Consider the following 25,570-nt stretch of genomic DNA (forward strand, 5'->3'; position numbering starts at 1 on the left):
CACTCTGCTGACAACGTGTCTTGCCTGAACCCCGTTACTTGATCTTGGCCGGGTCCTTGACGGCGTCGATCTTGTCGAACGGCACGTTGTACAGCTCGCCGTTCACGCGTTCGGTCTTCGTGATGTAGACGTTCTGGATGATTTCACGCGTAGCCGGATCAATCTCGACCGGGCCGCGCGGACTGTTCCATTTCTGGCCCTTCATGGCGGCGAGCAGCTTGTCGCCGTTGGTATCGCCCTTCGTTGCTTCGAGCGCGGCGTAGATCAGGTGCATGCCGTCATAAGCGCCGACGCTGTGGAAGTTCGGGCGCATGCCAGGGTTGGCTTTTTCGAACGCTGCGACGTAGGCCTTGTTGTCGGCGTTGTCGAGCGCGGCCGAGTAATTCATCGATGTGACGGCGCCGAGGGCCACATCGCCCATATTGTTCAGGATGTCGTCATCGACCACATCGCCGGTGCCGATCAGCTTGATGCCCTGCTTGGCGAGCCCACGCTCAGCGAATTGCTTCATAAACACGGCGCCGGCGCCCGACGGCACGAAGATAAACAACGCATCCGGCTTGAGGTCCGCCACCTTCTGCAGGAACGGCGAGAAGTCGGGGTTAGCGACCGGCACACGAATCTGCTCGACGACCTGACCGCCCTCCGCTTCGAAGACCTTCTTGAACGAATTCTGCGCATCGATACCGGGACCGTAGTCGGCCACCATGGTCACGACCTTCTTGATGCCGTTCTTGGGCGCCCAGCGCGCGATGCCCAAGGTGTTTTGCGGCAGCGTGAAGCCCGTACGCACGATATACGGCGACTGTTCGGTGATCATCGCGGTGGCCGCGTTCATCACGATCATTGGCACCTTGGCCTGCGTCGCCAGCGGCGCTGCAGCCAATGCGAGCGGCGTCAGCCCGAAGCCGGCCAATACGGCCACGTGATCGTTGACGATCAATTCCTGCGCAAGGCGCTTGGTCGTGTCGGGAACGTTGGTATCGTCCTTGAGAATGACCTGAATCTTCTTGCCGGCGACTGTGTCGCCGTGTTGGGCGATGTACAGCTTGACCGCCGCATCGACCTGGCGCCCTGTCGAGGCAAAAGGACCGCTCATCGGAACGATCAGCCCGATCTTCACCACGTCTTCCGCGTGCGCGAGCACTGTCGAACCTGCCAGCACGAGTGCGGCCGCGGCCTTGAGCAAAGTGCGCTTTTTGTTTTGCATCGAGAGGTTTCCTGGCTAGTCCATGGCAGTCTTGGACGATAAGCACCCACGGCACCGGTTGAAAGTGGGGGTTAACCACATACGCCATGCCCTATCGGCGTCGGGGAACGCGAAAATCGCGCCCGGAATTTCGGAACGAATGACCGGAGATCCGCATCGCGTAAGGCTTTAGCGGAAATTAAGTGTGTCACGTGCGGGGCGTTCCGACCGCCGGATCGGACGATTCGCGATAAACAGAATCGAATCCCCGATAAGTGAAACGCAACCCCCTCTCGGGCGTACGCGGTATGAGATCATTCCACGCGAAGATGGATTCGAAATCGTGTGTAACCTCCCCTGAGACATTGCCCCCAATGAAAACGCAATCAGGTACGGCCGCCGAAGTACGAATTACCGCTGACAGGCTTCGTGACTATGTCCGGGCCATTTGGGAACGCGCCGGAAGCGCGTCGCGCGAAGCGCAGCTTGTCGCGGATCACCTTGTTCTATCCAATCTGTCCGGACACGACTCCCACGGGGTCGGCGTCATCCCGCGCTACATGGGTTCGCTGCGCGACAATCAGCTCCAGCTCAACGGGCATGCCGAGATCGTCAAGGACGTCGGCGCGGTGCTGACCGTGGATGGCCGCAAAGCATTCGGGCAGGTGGTGGCTTATGAAGCGATGCAGCATGGCATCGAGCGCGCCGCCAAATTGGGTATTTGCGCGGTGGGGCTTCGCAACGCCCACCATATCGGCCGCATCGGACATTGGGCCGAACAATGTGCGAGCTCCGGGTTCGTTTCCATTCACTTTGCAAATGTCGCGGGAGATCCGCTCGTGGCGCCCTTCGGCGGAACCGATCGACGCGTGGGCACCAATCCTTTCTGCGCGGCCTTTCCGCGTGACGGCAAGCCTCCGCTGGTGCTCGACTTCGCGACGTCCGGCATGGCCTGGGGAAAAACGCGTGTCGCGTATAACCAGGGCGTGCAGGTGCCGCCTGGCATGTTGCTCGATCATGAAGGCCGCCCGACGGTCGAGCCCAGGGTCATGCACGAGCAGCCGCCTGGCGCGCTGACACCCATGGGGCTGCATAAGGGCGCGGGCCTTGCCGCGCTGTGCGAGATCTTCGGGGGGGCGTTGTCGGGCGGCTATACGACGCACGAATCGACGATCGAGACATCGAATGCAATTTTCAATTGCATGACATCGATCGTCCTTGACCCGAAGGCGTTCGACGCTGCCTCAGCGCAGGCCGAGGCCGATGCGTTCATCGAATGGGTCAAAGCCTCACCGCACGCCGAAGGCGTCGACACCATCTATGCGCCCGGCGAACCTGAGCTGGAATGCCGCGCAGAACGCACCGCGAACGGCTTGCCAATCGACGTCACGACATGGAAACAGATCGCGGAAGCGGCGCAAAGCGCAGGCTTGTCCGCTGTCGAGATCCAAGCCTTTCTCGATACGCCTTAAGGCCATCACCCAATCGCCCCATCACCGTCAGTAAAGATCCAAAGATCATGTCCTACGTCCTGTACTACAGTCCCGGCGCGGCTAGCATGGCCGTGCATTGGATGCTGCTCGAACTTGGCGTGCCGTTCGAAGCAAAGCTTGTTGACATCAAGGCGGGCGCACAACGCTCGCCGGAATATCTCCGCGTGAGTCGCTCAGGTCGTATCCCGACGCTCGTCATCGATGACGTCCCTTGCGGTGAATCGACCGCGCTATTGATGCTGCTTGCTGAACGACACCCCGATTCGAAACTCGCGCCGGAGCCCAACACACGCGAGCGTGCCGAATGGCTCGAGATGATGGTCTACCTCGCGAATTCCGTATTGCCGGCCATGCGCGGCCTGTTCTATGCGGACAAGGACGGCGATGCTCAAAGCGCGGATGTCATTAAAGGATTTGCGCTTAAGCAAATCAAGTCATGCATGGAGCACCTTGATCGCGTGCTTGACGACGGACGTCCCTACCTGGTCGGCAATCGACTCAGCACGGCCGATTTCCTCGCGATCATGCTGATGCGCTGGACTCGCAACACCGCGAATCCAGCGACCTCCTGGACGAACATCGCGAACTACGTGCAACGTCTTCGCGCAAGACCTGCGTTCATTGAGCTTTGCGCGCGAGAGGGTTTGAAAGACTGGCTCAACGAGGTGCCCGCGCACGGCATTATTTGAACGGGGCTTTAAGTCCTCGCTTGCTAGCCCGGTCCTGGACGGTGATCGACGTCGCTGTCATTTTTATCTGATCGGACGCCACAGGCGGAGTGATCGTATATCCAGCCGCCTTGAGGCGGTCCGGCAGCGAGGCTGCACCGAAGAAATGCCCGGCTCCGACGGCGATCAGGATCGGGCCCTTCCCCTGAAAATATCCGTCGCTCGCAAGTGCCTCGGCAAAAATATCGGTGTTGGTGCGGAACATGTATTGGTTCGCCGCATAGAGTTGGTCCGACTCGTTCGGATCTCGTGCAGTGATCAGCCGACCCAACTCCTGTGCATTGCCCGACACCCACGCGGCCTGTGCCGCGACCATATCCAGATTCCCCGGCACCATCACGCCGGCGACTGTGTCGCACGATGCGCTCAGTAGCGCTTCCTGCTCGTCCGGCACCATATCGATGTACAGATTGAATGCCCGCTCCGTCGACTCCAGATAGATGAGCGGAATGCCTTTCGTCTTCGCGATTTCAGAAAGGCGTTGGTCGATACCGTCATAGTTCAGGGCCTGCGGCATCGCCCCATCAGGCGTTCCGGCATCTTGAGCGCCGGGCCTGAACGTAACGGCCAACGCAGCGAGCCAGGGTTTCAAGTGGAAGAATCGAAACACATCCAGACCGCTCTGCCGGGCACATTGAGCAAGTCGCGCGGCCGTCAGCGATCGGGTGTGATTGGCAAGATTGTCTTCTGTCGCATAGATGCCGTGTCGCCGGAAAACGCCGCCCACGACATCGGGGGACGCGTCTAACGGCGCTTCAAGAACGACTGCCTGAACCTTATCGGCCAACGCGCCCAACGCGACATTCAAACGCGGGTCATCCAAAGCCAGACGATGAATCGTCGGCACCAATAGCAAAGTGGGATGGCCTGGCGAGGTTGCGGTCCAGATCATCACGTGCAGATCGCCGTTTGCTGCCGCTCTGCGAACGTAGGGATTTCTGGCGTCCGCGAGCTGTGTGTAGACGCCAGCAGCGCTTGCCGCGGCAATCCCGACCGTCATCGCGATCGATACACCCGCTACGAGTTGCGCAGACGCGCGTTTGATTTGATTGCTCGAACTGAATGACCCGGTCGAGCGAGCGACCTCTTCCCGCTCGTGCGGTCCGCGCCGCAGAACAACACGCATCAGGCGGCGCACTGCTATTCGAATGAATGCGTACGTGAAGCACCGCCCGATTGCTTTCAGCGTTGTAATCTTCGGGTCTCGTCTCTTCGAACTGACCCGCGGCGATAGCGATCAGAACATCGGTCGACTCGCGAATCAATAGGTAGTACGCCCGCCGCGTCAAAGAGACCGCTCATTCGGGCCCTGGGCGGCAAACGCGCACTGCGCTGTCTTAATGGCATCGCGATGCTCGTCCACCCATTGCAGCAATGCCCGCAAATGGGGTTCCAGTGAGCGCCCCAGTGGCGATATCGCGTACATAACAGCCACCGGCGCGGTGCTGACCACGGATCGCTTGACGAAGCCACTGGCTTCAAGTCGACGCAGGCACTTTGTCAGTGCTCGCTGCGTGATGCCGTCGTTGGCACGACGCAGAGCATTGAAGCGCATCGGGCCTCCACATAAATGGCCCAGTACAAGCAGCGTCCACTTGCTTGTAATTTCCTCAAGCACGAGGCGGTTTAGTTCGAGCGCTTCCTGGGTCAGTGTCGACATGGTCGGGATACTCAGTGATACCTGGTTGGCTTCAGGTGCCTAATTGCGTTCAAGTATAACTTCTATACCATCGCCTTCTCGACTCAACGGAGCGGTCATGACAGATCAATTCCAACCCACGCCCGATAACGGCGCGTTAAGCCGTTCAGCAAACAAACGCATTCTTGTCTTTGGCGCTACGGGGCAACAAGGCGGTGCCGTTGCCACCGCTCTGCTGGAGAAAGGATGGCAAGTCCGCGCGTTCGTTCGCGATCCCGACAGCGCAAAAGCGCGAGCACTCGCTGCAGCGGGGGCGGAATTGTTTCGAGGCGATTTCTCGGACGACAGCTCGATTAAAGCAGCGATGGCCGGAGTCTATGGCGTGTTCAGCGTCCAGCCGAGTTCCGGGCAAGGCGCCGTGTACGGCGTCTCCGATGACGACGAGATTCGCTACGGCAAGACGATTGCCGCAAAAGCGAACGACGCCGGCGTCGAACATCTTGTCTATACCTCGGTGAACGCCGCTGGCCCCGACAAGACCGGTATGGGCCATTTCGACAGCAAGTCGGAGATCGAGGCTTACATTCGACACATCGGCATCCGCAGCACCATCGTGCGTCCGGCCGCATTCATGGAGCTGCTGATGCTGCCTGGTATGGGTCTCGACCAAGGCACTTTCAGCTCATTTGTCAGGCCGGATCAGAAAGGCCAGGTCATCGCGACGCAAGACATCGGAAAGATTGTGGCCATCATTTTCGACGACCCGGATCGGTTCGCAAATCAGACGATCGAAATTGCCGGCGACGCGGTAACAGGCGCGAGTCTTCAGGAGAGCCTCAGTCGCGCCGCAGGCAAGCCCATTACCTATCACCGCTTCCCGGAAAGTCTCTTGCGTGAGAACGCGTTTCTCGGTCGCCTCGCAGATCTATTCGACGGTGGCCGGTTAGCCGGCAACGCGGATATCGCGTCATTGACGAGCACGTTCGGCCCACTGCTGAGTTTTGATGCCTGGCTGGCAGGCCCGGGCAAGCCACTCTTGGAAGCGGCTCTCAACGCGACGGATACGACGATCGCGCTGCGCTAGTCAGGCTGGATCGGACAGGTACGCCCGATAGTCCCTGTTCGGGCCCCCATGGACAGTCAGAGAGATTCAAAGCGGACGCCCACAGCTTACTCGGGCAAAAACTTTATATCGGCGCTGGTGTAGCCGCCGAGTTGGTCTTGTGACGGACAGCTGTCCACCCTTGTCGGACACTAAGAACGTTTCTTTCGGGACGTTCCGTATAGGGCAGTAAGCGACCATCGAGAAAACGAGCATGCTCGACATTGAGTATCTCTGTTGATACTTTTAGTGTCACACACGATGGAGGCTACCCATGGCTACCGATCCAGCGATTGCAGACTGCAGAATGACACGATCAGTCTCCTATTTCCTCGTAGATGACGTGTTTGCGACCGCAGAGTTCTATCGTGATGTCCTGGGCTTTACCTTCGACGAGTTCTTTGGTGTCCCGCCAAGCTTTGTCATGGTCCAACGCGATGACGTGAACATCATGTTCCGGCAGGTGCGGCCACCGAGGACTCCGGTCGCGCGGCCCAATCGAACCGTCATGGACGAAACGTTTGATGTCTATGTCTACGTCTCGAACGTGGATCAACTCGCCGCGGATCTGCGCGCGAAGAAGGCCGATATTGTTGAAGGACCGGTTGACAGGATCTATGACATGCGAGAGCTGCTCGTGCGCGATTGCAACGGATACGTCATCGCCTTCGGGCAGGGCTGAATCCAGCGGCCCGTCGTAGATCGGTTCGATGAGCTGGGTTTTGCCCGCTGATGAACTTGCAAAGGCATCCCGAGCAAGCGACCAAATTGTCGAAGATTCGTCGTGCGAGGTTGACCGTCACTGGCCGAACCCAGAAGTTCGGCCACCGCGCGTCTGTACCCTACCTCTGGCCGATTGCGGCCTCTTGCCACGGACGACCGTCGATCCGTCGTGGCTGTTCAAATACAAAATCGCACCCGCCGAAACTCGTTGCGTACCCGCCCCTGGCGGTGCCGATTACGCGCGGTGCAGCCAGGCCTCCATCCGGCGCACGCAGAATGCATGGGCTATGATCGGCAGACTGAAATACGCCTCCCTAGAAATGATCCTCTTAAGCATTTCCGGCAGCTTGCGCTCAGCGTCGTCCAATACAAGTGCACTGAAAGCCGCTGCCATGCTCGCACCGCCGGGTGTCACAGTAGAAATCTACGACGGACTCGGAGAGCTACCCCACTTCAATCCGGATTTGGAAAATGATCTCCCCGCGCGCATTACTGATCTGCGTGCGCAAGTGGGGCGGGCTGATGGTCTGCTCATTTCTTGCCCGGAGTACGCTCGCGGCATTCCAGGCTCATTCAAAAACTTGCTTGACTGGCTTGTGGGTAGCTCGGAATTTCCGGGTAAGCCGATTGCGTTGATCAACACATCGCAACGAGCTTCGGATGCCCAAGCCGCTTTAAAGCTCGTCTTGCAGACGATGTCGGCGGTGCTCGTTCCGGATGCGTGCATCACCCTGCCCCTTTTGGGCAAACCGACCGACGCCGAGGGCATAGCGAACGACCCGATGAGTAGCGAAAGTTTGCGGGGCGCACTTCAGGCAATGATCGCGCACATTTCGGGAACGGCCTCGCCGCAATAGCGCCCACAAAAAGCGCTACACAGGCAGAGCTCGGTTGACGATAACGCTCTTCATCACGAGTGTCGAAGTCAGTCGCAAGACACCGGGCAAGGCCGACAAGCTTCGGTCATAGAGCGCTTGAAAAGCGCTCAAATCTTGCGTGACGACGTGAAGCATGTAGTCCGGGTCTCCGAACAAGCGTTCGGCCCGGATGACTTCAGGGATGTCCGGTAGCGCAGATTCGAACTTCTTGACGCTCGCTTGATTGGCTTCCTTCAACGTCACGAATACGATGGTCGAGAACGTGAGGCCGACGGCGGCGGCACTGATTTCGGCGTGGTAACCAAGAATGACCCCCGCCTCTTCCAACGCTCGAACGCGGCGGTGACACGGCGACAGGCTCAATCCGACACGCTCGCCCAGTTCCGTGACCGACAAGCGCCCGTCCTGTTGTAATTCAGCAAGAATCTTGCGATCAATAGCATCCATTTGGAAGATGCTAGCTTAATTCCGAGTAGCTGCACAAGAAAATGGAAGCACCTTCCAACGCCAAAACCGTATGATTTTCCAGCGGCCAAACGGGCCGACTTGATTCATGGAGCGGCAGCTGTGGCAATTAGCATGTTGACGGCATTCTGGGTCGTCTCGTTCTCGTTGGTGATGGTTCCAGGTGCGGACTGGGCCTATGCAATATCCGCGGGCATGCGAGAGCGCGCCATTGCACCGGCAATAGCGGGAATGCTTTGCGGCTATCTGATGATTACCTTAGTGGTGGCGGCCGGGGTCGGCGCACTCGTCGCTAGCTATCCAGCGGTGCTGTCCGCTCTCACTTTCGTCGGCGCGGGTTATTTGCTCTGGCTTGGTATCAACATACTGATACGGCCATCGGTCCCATCAGCCGGCGAAACAGGGATGTCCAATACGAAGCGGGCGTGGCTTTTCCGAGGCTTTGCGATCAGCGGCGTCAATCCGAAGGCCCTCTTGTTGTTCCTGGCATTGCTGCCGCAGTTCACACGAACCGACGTCTCGTGGTCAATCTCGCGGCAAATCGGTGCGCTTGGACTCGTGCAGATTCTGAACTGCGCAGTCGTCTATACGCTGGTTGCGGTTGGCTCGAAGTTCGTACTTCGTACCCGCCCGAGTATCGCGCGGAGAGTCAGCCAGTTCTCCGGAGTCGCGATGATCACCGTCGCTGTGCTGCTCTCAGCCGAGCAACTCATTGCTTTCCGTCATTGAGCGAATCAACAACGCGAACTCAAGGGCAAAAGACGCAACGCCTCGCCCTTACCCACTTGCCCGCCGTGTTCCCACCTGCCTATCTCCCAACACGATTCTTTCAATCGTCCCGCTTTCGTGCCGGGACGGTCTGCACTGCGTCGGAATATTGAGCGTTCTCAGGTGTTCTCCCTGTTAGCCGGATGCGTAGCGACCGGCAAGCCGTTGGCGCTGCGATCGCTCCGCCCCGGGCGGAGCCTGCGTGCGTTGCCAAGTCCGGCTCCGTGCCGACGAAGGCAACGCGCCGAGGCGGCACCCGCCAGGCCGGGTCGCATCCGCTCAACTTCACAAGGAGAATCAAATGGGGTGGCTCAATACGCTCAACCGGAGCGACTTCGACAAGAAGGCAAAGAAGCCGGCCAGTATGGCCGGTCTTGAAGTCGCACCGTCGACGACGCTGTTTCAGAGCGGCTTATCCGGCAACGCCATGGATCTCACCCGTCATCATGTGATTCCGCACACGCTGTTGATCAACGCCTGGGAACACGCCGTGACCAAGCAGCACAGAACTGTGATCGACGCATTGACAGTCTGGGCAGGCATGACGCCCTCAACCGACCTGCCCGCCTCGTTCACAGCGGTCACCCCCGATCCTCAGATCGTGCTGCGGCGCGTCGCATGGAATCCGTTCAACATCGTGTACGGGCCGCTCGGCGAACACCGCGTCGACGATCCGGGCTCGGACTTCGATCACTTCGAGTTCCGTGTGCTGACTCCGGCGAATCCTGGGGGTACTGCCACGCCGCAACAACTCAAAGACGAAACGCTGGCGCGCGCGGATTTCAACCGTCATTTCGGCATGCTTCGGCGGATTTACAACCTGATTGTTCGCTATGTCAAAGATGACGTGTCCAGTCAGGACATCGAAAGCCTTTGCACATTGCTGCGCTCCGATCTGCCGGCGCGCTATCCGAGTCTGAATGCGGTTCTCAACAAAAGCAAAAGCACCAACAAAGCCCTGCTTTCACCGGATTTGTGGGCGAACTATTCAACCGATCCCAACGTGGCACCGGAAGCTGACTTCGCCACCGCCGCAGCAAGAGCGCAGAAATTTTCACGGGCCACGGCGGTCGTCGTGCCGTGGAACGCAACGAGCTGGCTGCCCGAACCCGACCCTGTGTTGCCGCTGGACGCGCCTCTGCGGATGGACGATGCGTCGGTATGGCAGAGCCCGGGCGATTTGCCGACCAACGCGCGTCGTGTCACCGACCTCGACATGTCGGGTTTGGCCGACGCGGCACTGCGCGTGAGGATTGTTGCGGCCGCGCGAGAGTCGGGCAAGCGAACCGGCCTCGCACAACTGTCAGGGCCACAAGGGACATTGGAAGGTTACGCGCGAACCATTGCCTCTGAGTTGGGCAAGCTCAACCGGGATGGCTATAACTTCAAGATCCTCGCGACATTCGGCGTTCATCCTTCTCCGCAACTGTCGTTTTACGACGCGTAGCGCGCGAAGCCGCCAATCGCACCTGCGCGCGGGAAACACTCAGCGAGCCCTCTACCGATGAAGCGTCGCCCATCGTTGCAAGCCATGTCCTGGACTCCAACGAGGGGCGTTCGCAAGCCAGTCTCACTCCGTCATCAACAACCGTTGCGCTTCCCTGTTGAGTTCGTTGAAGTCCGCTTTCTCGACCGTGACCGCCACGCCATAAATCGTGCCGCCCTGGAATCTCGCGGGCGATTTATAGAGTTTGCTGACCGCGTCACCACTGTCGTAGCCCACACATAAGCCATCGCCCGCCAGCGTGAACTTGCCCGGCTGCGCTCTCATGGGTCCTTCTGCCACAACCTTGTCATCGATATAGAGCTTCGTGTGACCCAGCGACTCTCCATGTTCACCCGCTTTATCCCGCGTGAATTCGACGCCGATCGTGTGCTTGCCCGGTGCGAGGTTCACGTTCGAAACGAAGTCCTGCTCGGGTGGAATACCCAGGAAGTTGTAGACGTAGTGGACCTTGCCGTCCTTCAGAAAGAGCGAGTGACCGCCAAAACGCGAACCATGCGCGAAGATCACGCCCGATGCCTTGGCATCCTTGATGTCGATGTTGGCGAGAATCTTGTACGACCGGTTTCGGATATTGACCGCCACAGCTTCAGGAACCGGGGCCGTGTTCGGGTAGTAGATGTATCGTTCATGCGCCGGTTCGTCACTCGGCCGGCTTAGCCCCAGCAGTTCGACCGCAGACCGGTCGTCGAGCGGGAGCACATGATTCTTGTTAGCTTCATCAAACCAGGCCTGAACCAGTTCCTTGACCTTGTCCGGGTACTGCTTTGACAAGTCTTGAGACTCCGATCGGTCGACATCCACGTGATAGAGCTCCCAGGCGTCCTGGTCGAACTTGCCTCTGCCGGTCAGAGGCGCGTGCACCGAAGCGACCTTCCAGCCATCCTTCCAGAGGCCACGTGTGCCGAGCATCTCGTAGTACTGGATATGTTTGTGCGTGGGGTCATCCGGCTTTGCATCGAACGTGTACACCATCGACACGCCACTGAGCGGGTACTGCTCAACGCCGTGATACACCGACGGCATCTGCAGCCCCGATATTTCGAGGATCGTCGGAACGATATCGGTCGAGTGGTGATACTGATTGCGCACCTCGCCTCGCGCCTTGATCCCCTTGGGCCAGGAGATCACCAACGGGTCCGCCGTGCCGCCGGCGAACTGCGAATAGCGCTTGAACATCTGGAACGGCGTCGAGAATGCAACGGCCCATCCGGTCGGATAGTGTTCGTAGGTATTGGGGCCGCCGAGTTCGTTGATGTGCTTCATGTTCTCCGTGATGGAGTCCGGATAGCCGTTGAAGAACTTGTTTTCATTGACGGAGCCGTCGGGTCCCCCTTCCCCCGATGCACCATTGTCGGCAGCGTAGAACACGACGGTGTTGTCGAGTTGACCCGTTTCCTGCAGATAGTCGATGACCCGGCCGACTTGCGCGTCGGTGTACTCGGAGAAGCCGGCATAGACTTCGGCCAGACGCGAGAACAGCTTCTTCTCATCGGGTGACAGCGTGTTCCAGGGGCGCACGTTGTCCGCGGGGTTGGCGACGTCCTGGGGAAGCGGGTTGATCGGGGTGAGTTGCGTGCCTTGAGGAAGAATGCCCTTGGCAATCATCCGTTGAAGGACCCAGGTCCTGTAAGCCTCATAGCCGTCGTCAAACTTGCCTTTGTACTTGGCGATATAGTCGGCCGGTGCCTGATGCGGAGCGTGATTCGCACCCGGACAAAACCACATGAACCACGGTCTCGATGGATTCGTCGCCTTGAGGTCGCGCAGCATCTGTATCGCGTGATCGGCGAGATCCTTGGAGAGATGGTAGCCCTGCTCAGGGCCATAGGCCTGATCGGTGAAGTGATTGTCTTCGACCAGATCCGGATACCACTGGTTGGTTTCTCCGCCCAGAAAGCCATAGAAGCGGTCGAAGCCCTTCTGCAATGGCCATTGTTTGCGTGTCGCACCCGATGCGACGTCCTGCTCCGCGACGTTATGGTTCTTGCCGATCCAAAGCGTGCTCCAGCCGCCGTCCTGCAGAATTTGACCGATCGTCGCAGCCTGATCGGGAAGACGTCCCGTCGAACCCGGAAAGCCACTGGCCGATTCCGTGATGGACGCCATGCCGTTCAGATGATGATTGCGACCTGTCAGGATGGTCGAGCGTGATGGCGAGCACAGTGCGGGGGTATGCCATTGGGTATAGGTCAAGCCATTGGCCGCGAGCCGATCGAGCGTCGGCATATTGATGCGGCCGCCATAGGGCGACCACGCCGCGAGTCCCGTGTCGTCGTAGTAGATGATCAGGAAATTCGGCGCGCCGTCGGGTGCTTTCTTCGGGGTAAAAGGTGTCCAATCCGATTTCGAATTCCGAACGTCGAGATTGATCGTCCCGTTGAATCCCGGAACGTACTTGATGTTGGCGGGTGGCTGGGGTGGATCAGACAGGACAAGGCCAACCGACGAAGCGGGAGGATTGCTGACGCCCACTGCCCCGCTCTGTTGTGCTGACACAGACTGCCCGCCGATCCCAACGACGAAAAAGGCCAAGACGATTTGCGCACGAAGCAGAGTGTGTCTCATCGTATCGCTCCCTAGAGCATGGCTTTGCGTCAATGCCATCGAGAACGCGAGGCATCCATCGCATGACTCGATTCTAGGTACCGTCGTCCGGCACGACGTAGTGCGCGCGCTTCTATCGAATAGTGCGCAAACACTGATCATGGTCTCGTTTAGCGGACGTCATATCCAGGATGGCGACGGGCCGACCGCCAGCGTCGTCTCACGCAAATGCTGGTTGGCTCTTGACGCTCGGGCGCGCACGCATCCTCTCGTACCAGCTGATCAGCGCTGCGCACTCTTCGGGCACCGGCAGCTTCACGATCGATGCAAAAATCAGGCCGCCGATCACAGTGATATCCGCCATCGAAAACGCGTCGCCCGCGACAAACGGCTGGCTTTCGAGAACACCATCGAAGTACCGCATGCCTCTGAGCGCTTTGTCGCGTTGCCGAATGCCCCATTCGCGGTTCTGATAGAGCTCGACTTCAGGTCCAAGCCCCGGCGTGGCGTGATGGAAATAAACGCTGATGGGATCGAGCAACTCCAGTTCCGCGCGCTTGCTCATCATGTGGATCACGCCCTTTTCGAGCGGTGTCCTTCCCGTCAACGTGGGTACACCATCGAGCGCGTCGAGGTATTCGGTAATGGCCGTGCATTCGGCGATGCAGGTGCCATCACCCAACTCCAGCACTGGCAAGGTGCCGGAGTAGTTTTTCGTCGAAATGAACTCGGGCCGCTTGTGGTCGCCTTTGTAAAGATCGACGAAGACGAATTCCGCGTGCGATAGCAGGCTCTTCTCGGCCAACGCGATACGCACGCGTGTCGGGTAAGGCCCCGTCGGAAAATCGTAAATCGTCATGTTCGGGAACCGAGCGACGTCGGAACGCGTGACGCTGGATGCCATGCTTGTTTCTCCATTGGGATGTGACTCGTTGACGAAAGGCGTGCGAAAGCGTTACCGGCTCTTTCTACCTAACGTTTGTTAGATTTACGATAGAGGGTATGCTTTGACATGTCAACAGGTGTTCCAGCCCGTGGAGACGGTAGCAATGAAAGATGTTTTGGGCTTAAGCTCCGGACAGCGCATCCTGGTGGCCGCCACAGAGATGCGCAGGTGCACGGCTACGGCGGATGTTGACCATTCAATTGTCACCATGGTGACCGCACATGGATCGCTATCCGAAGATCGAGCAGTTGGATTTGCCGCCGGGCTCGAGGCTCAGTTCATCGTATGACCGAGCCGATTTCGCGGACGCGTTTTCGGTGGATCTGCCAGGCAATGCCTGCCACGACGCACAGTCGCTTGCGCGACACATCTTTGCCAGGCAGCCCGGGTGGATTCCGATGCTGCTGAACATTCGGGACATGCTCGTGCGGCCGTTCGGCCTGAAGACCGCCGCCGAACTCACGCACTCAGAAGGCGATCGAATCAGCCTGTTTCGCGTGTTCGAACGCCATGACGACGAGATCGTGCTCGGCGAAGACGACACGCATCTGAACTTCCGCGTGTCGGTCCTGGTTCAGCCGTTATCACAAGGCCACCGTCGCCTCATCGTGACGACGCTGGTGTTCTACAACCGAACGCTCGGACGCGCCTACATCACCCTCATCGCGCCCTTTCATCGGGCCGTCGTACGCGCATCGCTCGATCGGGCACAGCGGCTCGGATGGCCTCCCGCATGACGAAGATCCACCGCGCCGGCGCGGAGCCGGCTCGGTGGACCTGACTGCCTCTGCTATTGCGCCTTCACGCTCGCTTGACGTACCGGCTTGAACGCCGCACGCAACTCTTCAGCAAAGAGCTGTGGCTGTTCCCACGCCGCGAAGTGACCACCCTTGGCAACCTGGTGGTAGTAGTACAGCGACGGGTAGGCCTGTTCGCTCCAGCTCTTGGGCGCTTGATAGATCTCGTGCGGAAACACGCTGATCGCCACGGGCACTTTGATATCTCGAGTCTTCTGCGTGACCGCGCTGAAGTTATTGTTGTTGTTCTCCCAGTAGAACCGTGACGACGACGCGCCCGTGTTGGTCAGCCAATACAGCGTGATGTCGTTGAGCATTTCATCCCTGCTCAGCACACGCTCAGGCACCCCGCCGCTGTCGCTCCATTGCGCAAACTTCTCGTACATCCAGGCCGCGAGGCCCGATGGCGAATCCGCAAGCGAGTAACCGATCGTCTCCGGCCGCGTGACCATGAGCGCACCATACGCCGCGTTTCTGCCGAAGAACGTGCTGAGGGAATTGTATGCGTCGAGCTCGGGACCGGCCAACCCGGCAGGCGCCGGAGCGCCGCTATTGATGGAGGTCATCAGGTCGCCCGGAACCGTGGCCGGCATATTGAGGTGGATGGCGAGCAATCCAGGCGGCGCCTGGCGCGCCAGCGCATCGGAGATGACTGAGCCATGGTCGCCGCCTTGCGAGACGTACTGCGTGTATCCCAGGCGCTTCATCAACACATCCCACGCCCGACCAGTACGGTCAGGCCCCCAGCCGAGGTCCTTCGGCTTGCCCGAGAAGCCATAGCCGGGAATCGAAGGGATCACGACATCAAAGGCATCTTCCGGACGTCCGCCATAGGCCACGGGATCCGTAAGCGGGCCGATCGCCTTGAGGAACTCGAACGTCGAACCGGGCCAGCCATGCGTCAGGATGAGCGGCAATGCGTGCGGGTAACGCGAACGGACGTGGATGAACTGGATGTCGACACCATCGATCGTGGTCACATACTCCGGCAGCGCATTGAGCTGGGCCTCAGCTTTGCGCCAGTCGTAGTCGGTGCCCCAATAGCGTACGAGCTCCTGCACTTTTGCCAATTGGATGCCCTGCGAATCGTCCGTCACTGTCTCCTTGTCGGGCCACCGCGTTTCCGCGATGCGCTTGCGCAGGTCATCGAGTTGCGCCTGCGGGACATGAACGTGAAACGGGCGGATGCTTTCGTCGCTATGAGTACTTGCCGCCGGAACATTTGCGACGGTATCGGCAGCGTATGCGGGGCGCAGATGCCCGGCGGAAAAAAGCAAGACGAAACCGAGCGCCATCGTGAGTGCCCGGTTGCCGCTGATACGGCGAGGCACGTTCGGGTGGTCTACTGCAAACATGATTGCTCTCCAACGAACTTGATGTAAGGAAGACAGTCACGAACGATCTCGATCCCTTGCTTGCGCTCGCTTGTCGTTACTGTGTTCGCTGGAGTTGTCCCGGGTTTTTCCTTGACCTGTCGATTTGTAGCTTTATGTAGCTTGAGGTATCTCGGGCTCGTCAGAGGAGCACGAGCCCTAGCTCCCGGGGCATCGCGCCGTGGCACGATCCGTATCCGGATTGCCTGCAATTCAACGTGGATTTCCGTACGCGATGGTGGGGAGCCCACTGATGATGTGCGATTCGGCTACTCAACGCCAGGAAGCGGCATCGCAAGCGGATGGCCGACGAAGGCGCGCGCCGGGTGACGGGGCCGTTGCTCGACGCTGCCGGCGGATGGCGTTGGTACGACTCCGCCCGCGACCGCGGGTAGACTCCTCGAGGTTGGCCGTGGACTGACGCCGTTCCCAGGCGCGCTCTGAAGGATGGCCCATCCGTTCAGCAAGACGCCTGGGTCAACGCGTCGGCGCGGTCGTAAGGCTGGCAGAAGTTCCCTTCTCCTTCTCGCGAGGTCAAATCACTATGTCACGCACGATCGCCGAAAAGCGCGCAGCCTTTCGCGCCCTGCACACCGCCGGCTGCTTTGTGTTGCCGAACCCATGGGACGTTGGCAGCGCCCGCTTCCTTGCGAGCCTCGGATTTCAGGCCATCGCAACGACAAGCTCGGGATTCGCTTGGTCGACCGGCCATGCCGATAATCACGTGACCCGCGACACAGTGATCGGGCACCTGAAGACGATGGTCGAAGCGACCGACTTGCCCGTCAATGCGGACTTCGAGAACGGTTTTGGGGTGGGCCCGGATGACGTTGCGGAAAGCGTCAAGCTTGCGATCGCCACCGGCGTCGCTGGCCTGTCGATCGAAGACGCTACGGGCGATGCCACCCATCCCCTGTTTCCCGTCGACGTCGCCGTCGCGCGACTTGCGGCGGCACGCCGCGCGATCGACGAGAGCGGCGACGACGTCTTGCTGATAGGCCGTGCGGAGAACTTCGTCGCCGGCGCGCCCGATCTCGCTGACACGCTGGTGCGAATCAAGGCCTACGCAGAAGCCGGTGCTGACTGCCTATACGCACCGGGGATCCAGACGCGTGCGCAGATCGAGGCCGTGGTCACCGCGGTGGCACCCAAGCCCGTCAATATTCTGATCGGCTCATCGTCCGACTTCACCGTGAAAGACCTCGCGACGCTTGGCGTCCGGCGCATCAGTGTGGGTGGCGCGCTTGCGCGTGCGAGCTGGGGCGGTTTCATGCGTGCCGCACAGTCTTTAGCTGACGGACGCTTTGATGGCTTTGCCGAGGCCGCCTCGGGCGCCAAGCTCAATGCATTGTTCGGCGCTGTCGACTGACGTACGCCGACCTTATTGCACCTTGAATCCAGGGAGAGAAAACATCATGGCCAGAGAGATCATCCGCGTGGAACCCTTGTCCAGCTGGCTTGAACGCTGGAAGGCGCCGACCTCGGCGGTCACGCGCCATGGCGACACGATTTATGTCTCTGGCTTTCCGCCATTCGATCCTGAGACAGGCGAGATATTAAATGCGCCGATCGAACGACAGACGCAGCGCGTGCTGGAGCAACTGAAGCTCTGCGTAGAGACGGCCGGCTCCTCGCTCGATCAAGTCCTCAAATGCAACGTGTATTGCACGTCCGTCGACATGTTTCCGGTCGTCAACGAAATCTACTCGCGCTTTTTCGGAGCCCACCCGCCGGCACGAATCTTTGTCAACGTGCCGGCGTGGCCGGGACACTTCGATATCGAAATCGATTGTGTTGCAGCGGTGTGAGAGAGCTGTACTCGAGCCCGCCGCCGTGATGTTTCCCCGTACGACTTGATCAAGCCGGGCTGCGCAGCGTCGGAGAGTGGGTACGGCCCGGCGTATCCACACCGAGGGCCGTACCACTCGTCAGCATGCTTCGCTGGTCGTCGTCGAATCGCTAGGCTGCCGTTCGTCCGCCGTTGACTCTGAGGACCTCGCCGGTCATGAAGCTCGCTTTCTGCGACGCGACGAAGAGAATCGCCTGAGCAATTTCGTCGACCGTCCCGGCCCGCTTCATGGGCACCGACGCAAGCATTGCCGCCTTGCCCTCTTGCGTACCCGTGATCCGGTCCAGCATCTCCGTCTGAATCGGGCCCGGGGCCACCGCGTTCACTCGCACGCCTGATGCAGCAACTTCAAGGGCAGCGGACTTCGTGAGACCTTCGACGGCATGCTTGCTGGCCACATACATCGAATTCCTTGCCGCGCCGCGAATGCCCATCGTCGACGACACATTGACAATGCTTCCACTGCCCTGGGCCGACATCACCCGAAGCTCGTGCTTCATGGAGAGCAATGTGCCAAGTACATTGGCATCAAACACCGCGTTGTAGCGCTCGACGGTCTGGTCGACCACGGGTGTCGGCTCGCCTTCAAAGCCCGCACTGTTCACCGCGATATCCAGGCGACCAAACCGCTCGAGCACGCGCTGCACTAACGCTTGTACCTGATCCTCGCAACGGACATCGGCCGCCACGAACTCGGCCTCAGCACCGAATGAGCGCAGTTCTTCGGCGAGTTTCTCGCCCGCGTCGATGCGACGGCCCGACACAACGACGCGCGCCTGATCTTTGGCGAAAGCAACGGCCGTTGCCCGACCAATACCGGAAAGCGCTCCGGTGACGAGTACCACTGGGGACGTGTCCATTTCGAGCACCGCTTTCCTTATGCGCTATAACCGCCATCAACAGGGATGACCGCTCCCGTCACGAAGCTCGCAGCGGGGCTCGCAACGAATGCGACCACGGACGCGATTTCCTCGGGACGACCAAACCGACCGATTGCTGTGGCGCCTGCCTGAGCCTCGGCGAACGCGCTGGTGTCGGGGTTCATTTCGGTGTTGGTCGAGCCGGCGGCGATCGCATTCACAGTCACGCCCTTCGGCCCCAAATCGCGCGCCGCGCCCTTCGTATAGCCTTCGATGGCACGCTTGGTCGCGCTGTAGTCAGCGAGGCCCGGCCACGTCGAGCGCCACGCCAGTGCCGACGAGATCGAAATGATGCGGCCGCCTTCGCCCATCACTCTGGAGGCTTCGCGAATCGCAGTGATCACGGCTTCGTAGTTGATACGTTGCTGGCGTTCAAAGCCGGATGCGTCGACCGTTTCTGCAACCGTGCCGACTTCAAATACCGCGGCGTTGTTCACGAGGATATCGAGCTTGCCGAAGCGCTTGACGACATCTGCGATCAGCCCTTTGACTTCGGACGCGTTCGCCTGGTCGGCCTTTACCGCAATGGCCTTGCCTCCCGACGCTTCAATCTTCGCAACGACTTGCTTTGCGCGGTCTTCGCTATTGGAATAGCTGATGGCGACAGTGGCGCCTTCCGATGCGAGCTGGAGCGCGGTCGCTGCACCGATACCGCGTGAACCTCCGGTGACGAGCGCGAATTTACCTGCGAGAGTGTGTGACATGTTCAATCCATCCAGAATGATTGCGTACGCGTTCAGCATGGCTGTCGCGTTCGATTCAAAGGCGCCGGGGCTGAAATTGCCGCGACGCGACCTGGATGCAGAGTACGACCCGCAAACTCTTCCGTCTAATCAATGATTCATGTGTGTAATATCACCGGAAATGATGAATTGAACGGGCTCTGAAATGAAAGACGTCGACCTCAATCTGATATCGATCTTCGATGCCATCATGACTGAAGGATCCGTGACAAAAGCCGCGGACCGCCTGGCCATGACACAGTCGGCGGTCAGCAATGCCATCGCGAGAATGCGTGTGGTCTGGCAGGATCCCTTGTTCGCCAGGGTGGGCCGCGGTATCAAGCCGACGGCAAAAGCACAAGCGCTTTGGCGAGAGATTCGTCAGCCGCTCTCGGATATCCGCACGGCGGCATCCCCTGTGCAATTCGACCCGGCGACGTCCACGCATGCGTTCCGCATTGCCGTCACTGACTACATCTCGAACGCTATTTGGCCTGAACTTTGCAAGTACATCGGGAAGCACGCGCCCGGAATCCGAATCCATGCGGTGCCCTATACGAGCCAGGATACGGGCCCGCGCCTTCGCAACAACGACGTCGACCTGTGCATCGGCGGTCTCGAACACATGGGGGAAGAAATACGCCTCCAGCGGCTCTTCACTGAACCGTGGGTCTGCGCGATGAGGCTCGATCACCCGCTCGCTAAAGCACCCATCACGCAGGCAGCGTTTCTAAGGTCGGATCACCTGCTCGTATCCCTATCGGGAAATCCGGTCGGTGTCGCCGACGCGGCGCTTGAACGCATGGGAAAGCGTCGAAGGGTTGCAATGACGTTGAACAACTTTTCCGGGGTGCCGTCACTGCTGCTTGCGTCCGACCTGATCTGCATGCTGCCCGCCGGCGTCGTGCGCACGCACGCACTCCGAAGGAAGATCCATGTGTGCGACGTGCCACTCCGGCTCGCTTCCTTCGAATGCCAGATGGCCTGGCACACGCGCAACGAACGCGATCCCGCCCATCGGTGGATGCGAGCGCTGATCATCGAGACCTGCGACCGGATCTGGAACGTGCGCGAACTGTCGTCGCGCACGCGCTGAGAAGCGGAACAACCCGAACAGGCAACCCGCTATCTCATACGGCTGCCGGGCGTTTCCGCGCTACGGAAACTCGGCGCGCAGCATGCGCTTTTACGCAAGCACCGTCAGCCGTTAGAGCGTTTCTTCTTGACAAAGAATGCGCGGCACTGCGGTGACAGTTCGTCGACATGGTGCTTCATGCAGGCCGAGATCTTGTCTTCATTTGGAATCTCGGAACTGCATAGCTTGAACGCGTCGGCTCTGCACGCGCGAGTTTCATCATCGCGTTGATCGGCATGCGCGGCGGTAATCGCGAAAATTGAGCACAGCGTAAGCGACACAGCCTGCGACAAAAAGAAGATTTTCATGGTTGCGCCTCCCGACTATGACGCGTTCAATGCGTCCACGCTCCCTGAGAAGCATCTTCCGTTCCCCTGCGCCCGCAAAGCGCATCGAACGGTAACTCCTGCGAAAGACTGGGTTACGCCATCGTCGCGACAGAACGCCCGTCGTTAGACCACACGTCGATAACCATGTCGTCATCGTCATAGCGCGCGACCGAGATCAGCCCGCTGACATCCGACAACGTACGATGCGCTTCGAGCGCCGAAGTCTTCGCATCGTCAATTGGGTGACGCCAATGGCAGGCCAGTAAGGTGCCCTGTGGTGCGAGCCCTCGTGCGATGAGTTGCGCAAGTGTGCGTTGTTGTGTGCCCGACAGGTAGTAGGCCAGCTCCGAGATCACGATCAGGTCAAACTGCCCTTGCGGCCAATGGGCCGGCACCGTGTTCCGCTCGAATTGCACATGGGCGGCGTCGACGCGCTCGCGCGCAATGGCGAGCGCCCGCGTACTGATATCCCATGCGGTGACGGATGCGCATCGGGTTCCGAGCATCGCTGTCAGCTCGCCGATGCCGCATCCGGGCTCGAACGCATGCTCATAGCGTTCGCGCGGCAACATCGACAGTGCGATGGCTCGCTTGCGCCGCTCGTACCATCGCGTACGCAGATTCCAGGGGTCCTCGTTCTGCGCATACAACGCGTCGAAATACGCGGCATCGTCGCGCGGCTCGCGAACGTGTTTGCCCTGCGACTTCGCCTCGCTCATCAATCTGTGTTTGTCAGAGACACCATTGCGCATCGTCATTCCTCTCGCGCGCATGCAGTTCACCGAGCATTGCGAGGTCACGCTCGGCATGACTTTGCCGCAGGAACACCGGCAAATCCGCCATGCATCGCGCGATATCCGCATCGCGACACAGGGGTCCCGCACCCAGTGAACGTCCTGCATGTTCGATGACGCTCGTCGCGGCTTGCTCGACGAGCAAGCGCGTGCGCAGCACAACGTGCATCGCATCCTCCTCGGAGTGTGCATCGATCCATGCAGCCGCATCCCGCAACCCTGACGCGGCGCCTCGCAACGCGACATCGATCGCACCCAGATGCGCGGACCGATGCGCATCAGGCGTGCGCCGCACGGCGGCCGCTACGGCCTTGGCGAGCCTGAGTGCGCCGCCATACCAGCAAGCGGCGATGCCGGCACCGCCATGCCAGAACCCGCAGCGAGACAGGTAAGCGTCCGGCTCGCCGACAACCCAGCCACGGGCATGATCGAACGTCATGTCGGCGCTCGCCGTCGCCGCCATCCCGACAGCATGCCAATTGGACGTCGATATCCTCACACCCGGCTGGTCGAGCGCCAGCGCCACCAGTCGGTGTCCCCGCTCATTGTCGCGGCAGGTGATCAGCGCGTGCGTCAGCGCCTGCGCGCCCGAACACCACGCCTTTGCGCCGTGAAGCGTGACCGGCGAGCCTGAGGCGTGGCTCAGCGGATCGTCGAACATAGCGCGCGCTTGAAAATCCGGGGCTTCGGCCGCAAAAACACCCCAACGACTCTTCGTCGGGATATCGCTACCGAGTTCGTCAAGTACCGCTAACGCGTCGGTGTGGCCTTCGTAGAGCTTGACCAGCCCAAGGTCACGTTGCGCGACACGCGACAGCGCGCGCCACCGCGCAAGCGTCTGGCCGTGTGCGGGTCTCGGTAACACATCGAGTCCCTGCTCGACCAGTGACGACAATGCGCTGCCGACCTCTGACGGAACACCCGCATCGAACACGAGCGCCTCGAGCGCCAAACCAAGTCTGGCGTCGAGACGCGACGCGATCTCGTTTTCGGAAACGCTCGCATCGCAGGCGCCGTCCGCCTGCTCATCCGCGGCCGCACTATCCGGACGCAGTGCGCGCGCATCCAACGCTCGCCAGCTTCGCTCGGCCCTGTCGCCGAATATCACGGCTCGTTGATTCATGACGTCTTTCTTCCTGCACGAAGTGTGGATCTCGAAGCGGCTCTCGGGCGACCGCCCTTCAGAACCTTCAGAAGTTAGCGGCAATCGGCGTACCTGACGTCGAACTGTCCGGCAAGACCGTGAACACCCGCCGCACGGCACGCGGGTTGCTCGTGCGCCAGAGCAAGCGTTGCGACGGCACACGCGATGTATGTACCGACTCCGGCACGTCCACAAGCAATCCACAAGGAAGCGAGCATGCTAGGCGTAGTCATTCCAGCCCATAACGAAAGCCGCACGATCAGTGCCTGCGTCCGCGCAGTTACGTCAGCAATTTCCCACCGACAGCTGAGTGGCGAAGACGCACGCATCGTCGTCGTTGCTGACGCATGCACGGACGACACGGCACATCTGGCGCGCGAGTCGGGTGCCGAGGTCGTCGATATCGTCGCGCGCAACGTCGGTGTGGCCCGCGCTGCCGGAGCCCGACATCTGCTTGCGCTTGGCGCCCGATGGCTGGCCTTTACCGATGCCGACACGATCGTGTCGCCTGATTGGCTCGTCGAGCAGCTTGCACTCTGCGTCGATGCCGTCTGTGGCGTCGTTCAGATCGACGACTGGTCGGCACACGGCGAATCCACGCGTTCGCATTTCGGCCGTACCTATTTCCCGATCGATGGGCATCGCCACATCCACGGCGCCAACCTCGGCGTGTCAGCGCGCGCCTACACCCTCGCGGGCGGCTTTGAGCCTCTGCATAGCAGTGAAGACGTTGCGTTGATTCGTGCGCTCGAAAGGACTGGCGCAACGATCGCCTGGAGCGCAGCACCTGAAGTCACGACAAGTGCGCGCACGGACTTTCGCGCGCCGGACGGATTCGGCGCGACGTTACTCGACTACACGCAGATGGAAACCCGCCGCCATACCTCCGTTGCGCCCCTATCGACTCCGTGCGCGTCGACCGATGCGGTCGCTTGCCTACTGACAGGACCTTCAAAATGAGCACTTCCGTAGCAGATTTTCTCGTCGATCGTCTCTATGCCTGGGGCGTGCGCCGCATCTTTGGTTATCCGGGAGACGGTATCAACGGCGTATTCGGTGCGCTCAATCGCAGCGATTAAACCGGGAATAGCCCGTGCTCACTGAAGTTATCGGCGTGAAAACAGCGATGGCTCTAACGGCTTGATGCTGTTTCGGTCGAGTCGCGGCGGTCGGTTTCAAACCGGCCGCAATATCCTCACGAACTCAGGAATGAACACCATGACAGTTTCTCTTTCTGCCCGCCGCGCCCTCGTCACGTTTTGCGCCCTTTCCCTGCCGCTCGTCGCGATGGCCGACGAAGCAAGCAGCCCGACGGCAAACGACCCGCAAGTGGGTGCATCGGCTCCGCATCACACCATGAAGCATAAGAAGGCCACGACGTCGGGCTATTCCAATAGCACGGGCGGCGCGAGCAACTCGGGGAACGCCATCGGAGCCGGCAACGGCGCCCCGAGCAACAACAGCGGATCGCCGACGGCACCGATGAAAGGTACTGGCGGCGGTAACTAATTCAAGGAGAGCGTGATGCCAGCAAAATCCAAAGCCCAGCAGATGGCCGCGGGTGCTGCCCTTTCCGCCAAGCATGGCGACACGAAAGTCAGCGAACTCAAGGGTGCGTCCAAGTCAATGTATGAATCGATGAGCGAAAAGCAGTTGCACGACTTCGCCCATAGCCCGCAGAAAGGCAAGCCGAAGCATAAGTAAGTGGCAAGCCCGTCCCACATCAAAGCCCCGCCCGTTGCGCTGGACGCGCCGGCGGGGCTTTTCGTCGACCTCGATACCGAAGTAATTGGCACGACCTCGCTGTTTGGCGCACGTGCCGTTCCGGCACTACCGCATTCGACGGATCTTATTGCGACGGTTGCGGCACTCTATGAGGCCGAAAAATTTACGTAGTGGTAGCTGGAACAGCCGGCAGCAAAGCGAGTCTGATCGACACGCTGCATCGCGGGGTTGGACGCTACACCGGTTGCCCATTCGGGCGATGCCGTGAACATCCAATGTGTGGCGCAGATCGCGGCACCCGGTCGAACATGACTTCGACCCCGGTGACGCTAGTTGATAGCCAGTTTAAAAAAGCCGCCATCGCGAAACTCCTGTTCGCGCCTTACCACCATACCGAGCCAGACAAGAACGCAATGCTTAAGAATTTCACACCGACGATTTGCACCCTAAGGAGGGCAATAGGCCTGTTTGGCTTGCTAATCATGCACCCGGCGTCAGCTGTCGGCCCGTCAAGTTATGACGACTGCATGCTCCGGGCATTACGCGACTCACGCAATCCGGCTGCATCGAATTACATACAACGCGCATGTTCCGCTCTGTATCGGAATAACGCGATGCTACTGCCGCGGGACGCTGCGTACCACGAGTGCATTCTGGACAACATGCCGGGCGTCCGGGATTCGTCCGCTGTCACGCAGATTAATTCGATCTGCTCCCGGCGCAGACGGATGTGACGCTATCTGATGATTTTGCCCGGACACTTGCCCGGCAGGAATCGGAACCTTCCTGCCGGTTGAGGC

Annotated in this window: 27 protein-coding genes; 16 read left to right on the forward strand and 11 right to left on the reverse strand. The window is 59.9% G+C overall.

Going from position 1 to position 25,570, the window contains the following annotated elements:
* Nucleotides 1–34: 34 nt before the first annotated feature.
* A complete protein-coding gene (locus ACMFWR_RS11975) occupies nt 35–1,210 on the reverse strand; it encodes an ABC transporter substrate-binding protein (RefSeq protein WP_413191881.1) in 1,176 nt (391 codons plus the stop codon).
* A gap of 353 nt (nt 1,211–1,563) precedes the next feature.
* Here ACMFWR_RS11975 and ACMFWR_RS11980 point away from each other — a divergent pair, with 353 nt between their 5' ends.
* Together ACMFWR_RS11980 and ACMFWR_RS11985 are read left to right on the forward strand one after the other, a co-directional pair.
* Nucleotides 1,564–2,661 carry a malate/lactate/ureidoglycolate dehydrogenase gene (locus tag ACMFWR_RS11980; RefSeq protein ID WP_413191882.1) on the forward strand — a complete coding sequence of 366 codons (1,098 nt, stop codon included), beginning with the start codon at nt 1,564–1,566 and terminating at the stop codon, nt 2,659–2,661.
* Between the two features lie 47 nt (nt 2,662–2,708).
* Entirely contained in the window at nt 2,709–3,371 is a 663-nt protein-coding gene (locus ACMFWR_RS11985; protein WP_413191883.1) for a glutathione S-transferase family protein, read from the forward strand.
* On the opposite strand, the gene ACMFWR_RS11990 is transcribed toward ACMFWR_RS11985, so the two are convergent.
* Nucleotides 3,364–4,302, reverse strand: a complete 939-nt coding sequence (locus tag ACMFWR_RS11990; RefSeq protein WP_413194872.1) for a TraB/GumN family protein — start codon at nt 4,300–4,302, stop codon at nt 3,364–3,366. The two genes, ACMFWR_RS11985 and ACMFWR_RS11990, sit on opposite strands and share 8 nt — an antisense overlap.
* 393 nt (nt 4,303–4,695) lie before the next feature.
* The gene (locus ACMFWR_RS11995) at nt 4,696–5,070 is read right to left on the reverse strand and encodes a winged helix-turn-helix transcriptional regulator (RefSeq protein ID WP_413191884.1); all 375 of its coding nucleotides are present in this window, start codon (nt 5,068–5,070) and stop codon (nt 4,696–4,698) included.
* 97 nt (nt 5,071–5,167) lie between these two features.
* On the opposite strand from ACMFWR_RS11995, the gene ACMFWR_RS12000 reads away from it, so the two are divergent.
* From ACMFWR_RS12000 to ACMFWR_RS12010, 3 genes are all read left to right on the forward strand, one after another.
* Nucleotides 5,168–6,133, forward strand: coding sequence for an NmrA/HSCARG family protein (locus tag ACMFWR_RS12000; RefSeq protein WP_413191885.1), 966 nt, complete (start codon nt 5,168–5,170; stop codon nt 6,131–6,133).
* A gap of 292 nt (nt 6,134–6,425) precedes the next feature.
* Nucleotides 6,426–6,833 (forward strand): VOC family protein, encoded by a 408-nt coding sequence (locus tag ACMFWR_RS12005; protein ID WP_413191886.1) that lies wholly within the window; start codon nt 6,426–6,428, stop codon nt 6,831–6,833.
* 28 nt (nt 6,834–6,861) lie between these two features.
* Nucleotides 6,862–7,731 (forward strand): NADPH-dependent FMN reductase, encoded by an 870-nt coding sequence (locus tag ACMFWR_RS12010; RefSeq protein WP_413191887.1) that lies wholly within the window; start codon nt 6,862–6,864, stop codon nt 7,729–7,731.
* 15 nt (nt 7,732–7,746) lie between these two features.
* On the opposite strand, the gene ACMFWR_RS12015 is transcribed toward ACMFWR_RS12010, so the two are convergent.
* A complete protein-coding gene (locus ACMFWR_RS12015) occupies nt 7,747–8,199 on the reverse strand; it encodes an Lrp/AsnC family transcriptional regulator (RefSeq protein ID WP_413191888.1) in 453 nt (150 codons plus the stop codon).
* 132 nt (nt 8,200–8,331) lie between these two features.
* Here ACMFWR_RS12015 and ACMFWR_RS12020 point away from each other — a divergent pair, with 132 nt between their 5' ends.
* A complete protein-coding gene (locus ACMFWR_RS12020) occupies nt 8,332–8,946 on the forward strand; it encodes a LysE family translocator (protein ID WP_413191889.1) in 615 nt (204 codons plus the stop codon).
* 550 nt (nt 8,947–9,496) lie between these two features.
* A complete protein-coding gene (locus tag ACMFWR_RS12025; protein ID WP_413191890.1) occupies nt 9,497–10,432 on the forward strand; it encodes a hypothetical protein in 936 nt (311 codons plus the stop codon).
* A gap of 123 nt (nt 10,433–10,555) precedes the next feature.
* Here ACMFWR_RS12025 and ACMFWR_RS12030 read toward each other — a convergent pair whose 3' ends face one another.
* The gene (locus ACMFWR_RS12030; protein ID WP_413191891.1) at nt 10,556–13,057 is read right to left on the reverse strand and encodes an arylsulfatase; all 2,502 of its coding nucleotides are present in this window, start codon (nt 13,055–13,057) and stop codon (nt 10,556–10,558) included.
* Nucleotides 13,058–13,256: 199 nt separating this feature from the next.
* A complete protein-coding gene (locus ACMFWR_RS12035; protein ID WP_413191892.1) occupies nt 13,257–13,940 on the reverse strand; it encodes a glutathione S-transferase in 684 nt (227 codons plus the stop codon).
* Nucleotides 13,941–14,203: 263 nt separating this feature from the next.
* On the opposite strand from ACMFWR_RS12035, the gene ACMFWR_RS12040 reads away from it, so the two are divergent.
* Nucleotides 14,204–14,719 carry a DUF2867 domain-containing protein gene (locus ACMFWR_RS12040; protein WP_413191893.1) on the forward strand — a complete coding sequence of 172 codons (516 nt, stop codon included), beginning with the start codon at nt 14,204–14,206 and terminating at the stop codon, nt 14,717–14,719.
* 53 nt (nt 14,720–14,772) lie between these two features.
* On the opposite strand, the gene ACMFWR_RS12045 is transcribed toward ACMFWR_RS12040, so the two are convergent.
* Nucleotides 14,773–16,074, reverse strand: coding sequence for an epoxide hydrolase family protein (locus ACMFWR_RS12045; protein ID WP_413194873.1), 1,302 nt, complete (start codon nt 16,072–16,074; stop codon nt 14,773–14,775).
* Between the two features lie 622 nt (nt 16,075–16,696).
* Here ACMFWR_RS12045 and ACMFWR_RS12050 point away from each other — a divergent pair.
* Nucleotides 16,697–17,521: an isocitrate lyase/PEP mutase family protein gene (locus ACMFWR_RS12050; protein ID WP_413191894.1), complete on the forward strand. Its 825-nt coding sequence runs from the start codon at nt 16,697–16,699 to the stop codon at nt 17,519–17,521.
* A gap of 46 nt (nt 17,522–17,567) precedes the next feature.
* Nucleotides 17,568–17,960 carry a RidA family protein gene (locus ACMFWR_RS12055; protein WP_413191895.1) on the forward strand — a complete coding sequence of 131 codons (393 nt, stop codon included), beginning with the start codon at nt 17,568–17,570 and terminating at the stop codon, nt 17,958–17,960.
* A 151-nt stretch (nt 17,961–18,111) separates the two neighbouring features.
* Here ACMFWR_RS12055 and ACMFWR_RS12060 read toward each other — a convergent pair whose 3' ends face one another.
* Entirely contained in the window at nt 18,112–18,861 is a 750-nt protein-coding gene (locus ACMFWR_RS12060; RefSeq protein ID WP_413191896.1) for an SDR family NAD(P)-dependent oxidoreductase, read from the reverse strand.
* Between the two features lie 17 nt (nt 18,862–18,878).
* Nucleotides 18,879–19,625 (reverse strand): SDR family NAD(P)-dependent oxidoreductase, encoded by a 747-nt coding sequence (locus tag ACMFWR_RS12065; protein ID WP_413191897.1) that lies wholly within the window; start codon nt 19,623–19,625, stop codon nt 18,879–18,881.
* 184 nt (nt 19,626–19,809) lie between these two features.
* On the opposite strand from ACMFWR_RS12065, the gene ACMFWR_RS12070 reads away from it, so the two are divergent.
* Complete coding sequence (locus ACMFWR_RS12070) at nt 19,810–20,739, forward strand: LysR family transcriptional regulator (protein WP_413191898.1); 930 nt, start codon at nt 19,810–19,812, stop codon at nt 20,737–20,739.
* Nucleotides 20,740–21,199: 460 nt separating this feature from the next.
* On the opposite strand, the gene ACMFWR_RS12075 is transcribed toward ACMFWR_RS12070, so the two are convergent.
* Nucleotides 21,200–21,826, reverse strand: a complete 627-nt coding sequence (locus tag ACMFWR_RS12075) for a class I SAM-dependent methyltransferase (protein WP_413191899.1) — start codon at nt 21,824–21,826, stop codon at nt 21,200–21,202.
* Nucleotides 21,827–21,839: 13 nt separating this feature from the next.
* The gene (locus tag ACMFWR_RS12080; RefSeq protein WP_413191900.1) at nt 21,840–23,024 is read right to left on the reverse strand and encodes an acyl-CoA dehydrogenase family protein; all 1,185 of its coding nucleotides are present in this window, start codon (nt 23,022–23,024) and stop codon (nt 21,840–21,842) included.
* A 237-nt stretch (nt 23,025–23,261) separates the two neighbouring features.
* Between ACMFWR_RS12080 and ACMFWR_RS12085 the strand changes: the two genes are divergently transcribed.
* The 5 genes from ACMFWR_RS12085 to ACMFWR_RS12105 all read left to right on the forward strand — a co-directional run bounded on the left by ACMFWR_RS12085 (nt 23,262) and on the right by ACMFWR_RS12105 (nt 25,504).
* Nucleotides 23,262–24,005, forward strand: coding sequence for a glycosyltransferase (locus ACMFWR_RS12085; RefSeq protein WP_413191901.1), 744 nt, complete (start codon nt 23,262–23,264; stop codon nt 24,003–24,005).
* Complete coding sequence (locus tag ACMFWR_RS12090; protein WP_413194967.1) at nt 24,002–24,124, forward strand: hypothetical protein; 123 nt, start codon at nt 24,002–24,004, stop codon at nt 24,122–24,124. The genes ACMFWR_RS12085 and ACMFWR_RS12090 overlap by 4 nt, the downstream gene beginning before the upstream one ends.
* 139 nt (nt 24,125–24,263) lie before the next feature.
* A complete protein-coding gene (locus tag ACMFWR_RS12095) occupies nt 24,264–24,554 on the forward strand; it encodes a hypothetical protein (protein WP_413191902.1) in 291 nt (96 codons plus the stop codon).
* A 15-nt stretch (nt 24,555–24,569) separates the two neighbouring features.
* Nucleotides 24,570–24,749, forward strand: coding sequence for a DUF3008 family protein (locus ACMFWR_RS12100; protein ID WP_413191903.1), 180 nt, complete (start codon nt 24,570–24,572; stop codon nt 24,747–24,749).
* A 503-nt stretch (nt 24,750–25,252) separates the two neighbouring features.
* A complete protein-coding gene (locus ACMFWR_RS12105) occupies nt 25,253–25,504 on the forward strand; it encodes a VF_A0006 family four-cysteine protein (RefSeq protein ID WP_413194874.1) in 252 nt (83 codons plus the stop codon).
* Nucleotides 25,505–25,570 lie beyond the last annotated feature (66 nt).

It is taken from the genome of Pararobbsia alpina (genome assembly GCF_965118125.1).
GTDB lineage: Bacteria > Pseudomonadota > Gammaproteobacteria > Burkholderiales > Burkholderiaceae > Pararobbsia > Pararobbsia alpina_A.

Coding starts and splice junctions, on each gene's coding strand:
- ACMFWR_RS11975 (WP_413191881.1), bottom strand. CDS start 1,210: ATGCAAAACAAAAAGCGCACTTTGCTCAAGGCCGCGGCCGCACTCGTG.
- ACMFWR_RS11980 (WP_413191882.1), top strand. CDS start 1,564: ATGAAAACGCAATCAGGTACGGCCGCCGAAGTACGAATTACCGCTGAC.
- ACMFWR_RS11985 (WP_413191883.1), top strand. CDS start 2,709: ATGTCCTACGTCCTGTACTACAGTCCCGGCGCGGCTAGCATGGCCGTG.
- ACMFWR_RS11990 (WP_413194872.1), bottom strand. CDS start 4,302: ATGATCTGGACCGCAACCTCGCCAGGCCATCCCACTTTGCTATTGGTG.
- ACMFWR_RS11995 (WP_413191884.1), bottom strand. CDS start 5,070: ATGTCGACACTGACCCAGGAAGCGCTCGAACTAAACCGCCTCGTGCTT.
- ACMFWR_RS12000 (WP_413191885.1), top strand. CDS start 5,168: ATGACAGATCAATTCCAACCCACGCCCGATAACGGCGCGTTAAGCCGT.
- ACMFWR_RS12005 (WP_413191886.1), top strand. CDS start 6,426: ATGGCTACCGATCCAGCGATTGCAGACTGCAGAATGACACGATCAGTC.
- ACMFWR_RS12010 (WP_413191887.1), top strand. CDS start 6,862: ATGAGCTGGGTTTTGCCCGCTGATGAACTTGCAAAGGCATCCCGAGCA.
- ACMFWR_RS12015 (WP_413191888.1), bottom strand. CDS start 8,199: ATGGATGCTATTGATCGCAAGATTCTTGCTGAATTACAACAGGACGGG.
- ACMFWR_RS12020 (WP_413191889.1), top strand. CDS start 8,332: ATGTTGACGGCATTCTGGGTCGTCTCGTTCTCGTTGGTGATGGTTCCA.
- ACMFWR_RS12030 (WP_413191891.1), bottom strand. CDS start 13,057: ATGAGACACACTCTGCTTCGTGCGCAAATCGTCTTGGCCTTTTTCGTC.
- ACMFWR_RS12035 (WP_413191892.1), bottom strand. CDS start 13,940: ATGGCATCCAGCGTCACGCGTTCCGACGTCGCTCGGTTCCCGAACATG.
- ACMFWR_RS12040 (WP_413191893.1), top strand. CDS start 14,204: ATGGATCGCTATCCGAAGATCGAGCAGTTGGATTTGCCGCCGGGCTCG.
- ACMFWR_RS12045 (WP_413194873.1), bottom strand. CDS start 16,074: ATGGCGCTCGGTTTCGTCTTGCTTTTTTCCGCCGGGCATCTGCGCCCC.
- ACMFWR_RS12050 (WP_413191894.1), top strand. CDS start 16,697: ATGTCACGCACGATCGCCGAAAAGCGCGCAGCCTTTCGCGCCCTGCAC.
- ACMFWR_RS12055 (WP_413191895.1), top strand. CDS start 17,568: ATGGCCAGAGAGATCATCCGCGTGGAACCCTTGTCCAGCTGGCTTGAA.
- ACMFWR_RS12060 (WP_413191896.1), bottom strand. CDS start 18,861: ATGGACACGTCCCCAGTGGTACTCGTCACCGGAGCGCTTTCCGGTATT.
- ACMFWR_RS12065 (WP_413191897.1), bottom strand. CDS start 19,625: ATGTCACACACTCTCGCAGGTAAATTCGCGCTCGTCACCGGAGGTTCA.
- ACMFWR_RS12070 (WP_413191898.1), top strand. CDS start 19,810: ATGAAAGACGTCGACCTCAATCTGATATCGATCTTCGATGCCATCATG.
- ACMFWR_RS12075 (WP_413191899.1), bottom strand. CDS start 21,826: ATGAGCGAGGCGAAGTCGCAGGGCAAACACGTTCGCGAGCCGCGCGAC.
- ACMFWR_RS12080 (WP_413191900.1), bottom strand. CDS start 23,024: ATGAATCAACGAGCCGTGATATTCGGCGACAGGGCCGAGCGAAGCTGG.
- ACMFWR_RS12085 (WP_413191901.1), top strand. CDS start 23,262: ATGCTAGGCGTAGTCATTCCAGCCCATAACGAAAGCCGCACGATCAGT.
- ACMFWR_RS12090 (WP_413194967.1), top strand. CDS start 24,002: ATGAGCACTTCCGTAGCAGATTTTCTCGTCGATCGTCTCTATGCCTGG.
- ACMFWR_RS12095 (WP_413191902.1), top strand. CDS start 24,264: ATGACAGTTTCTCTTTCTGCCCGCCGCGCCCTCGTCACGTTTTGCGCC.
- ACMFWR_RS12100 (WP_413191903.1), top strand. CDS start 24,570: ATGCCAGCAAAATCCAAAGCCCAGCAGATGGCCGCGGGTGCTGCCCTT.
- ACMFWR_RS12105 (WP_413194874.1), top strand. CDS start 25,253: ATGCACCCGGCGTCAGCTGTCGGCCCGTCAAGTTATGACGACTGCATG.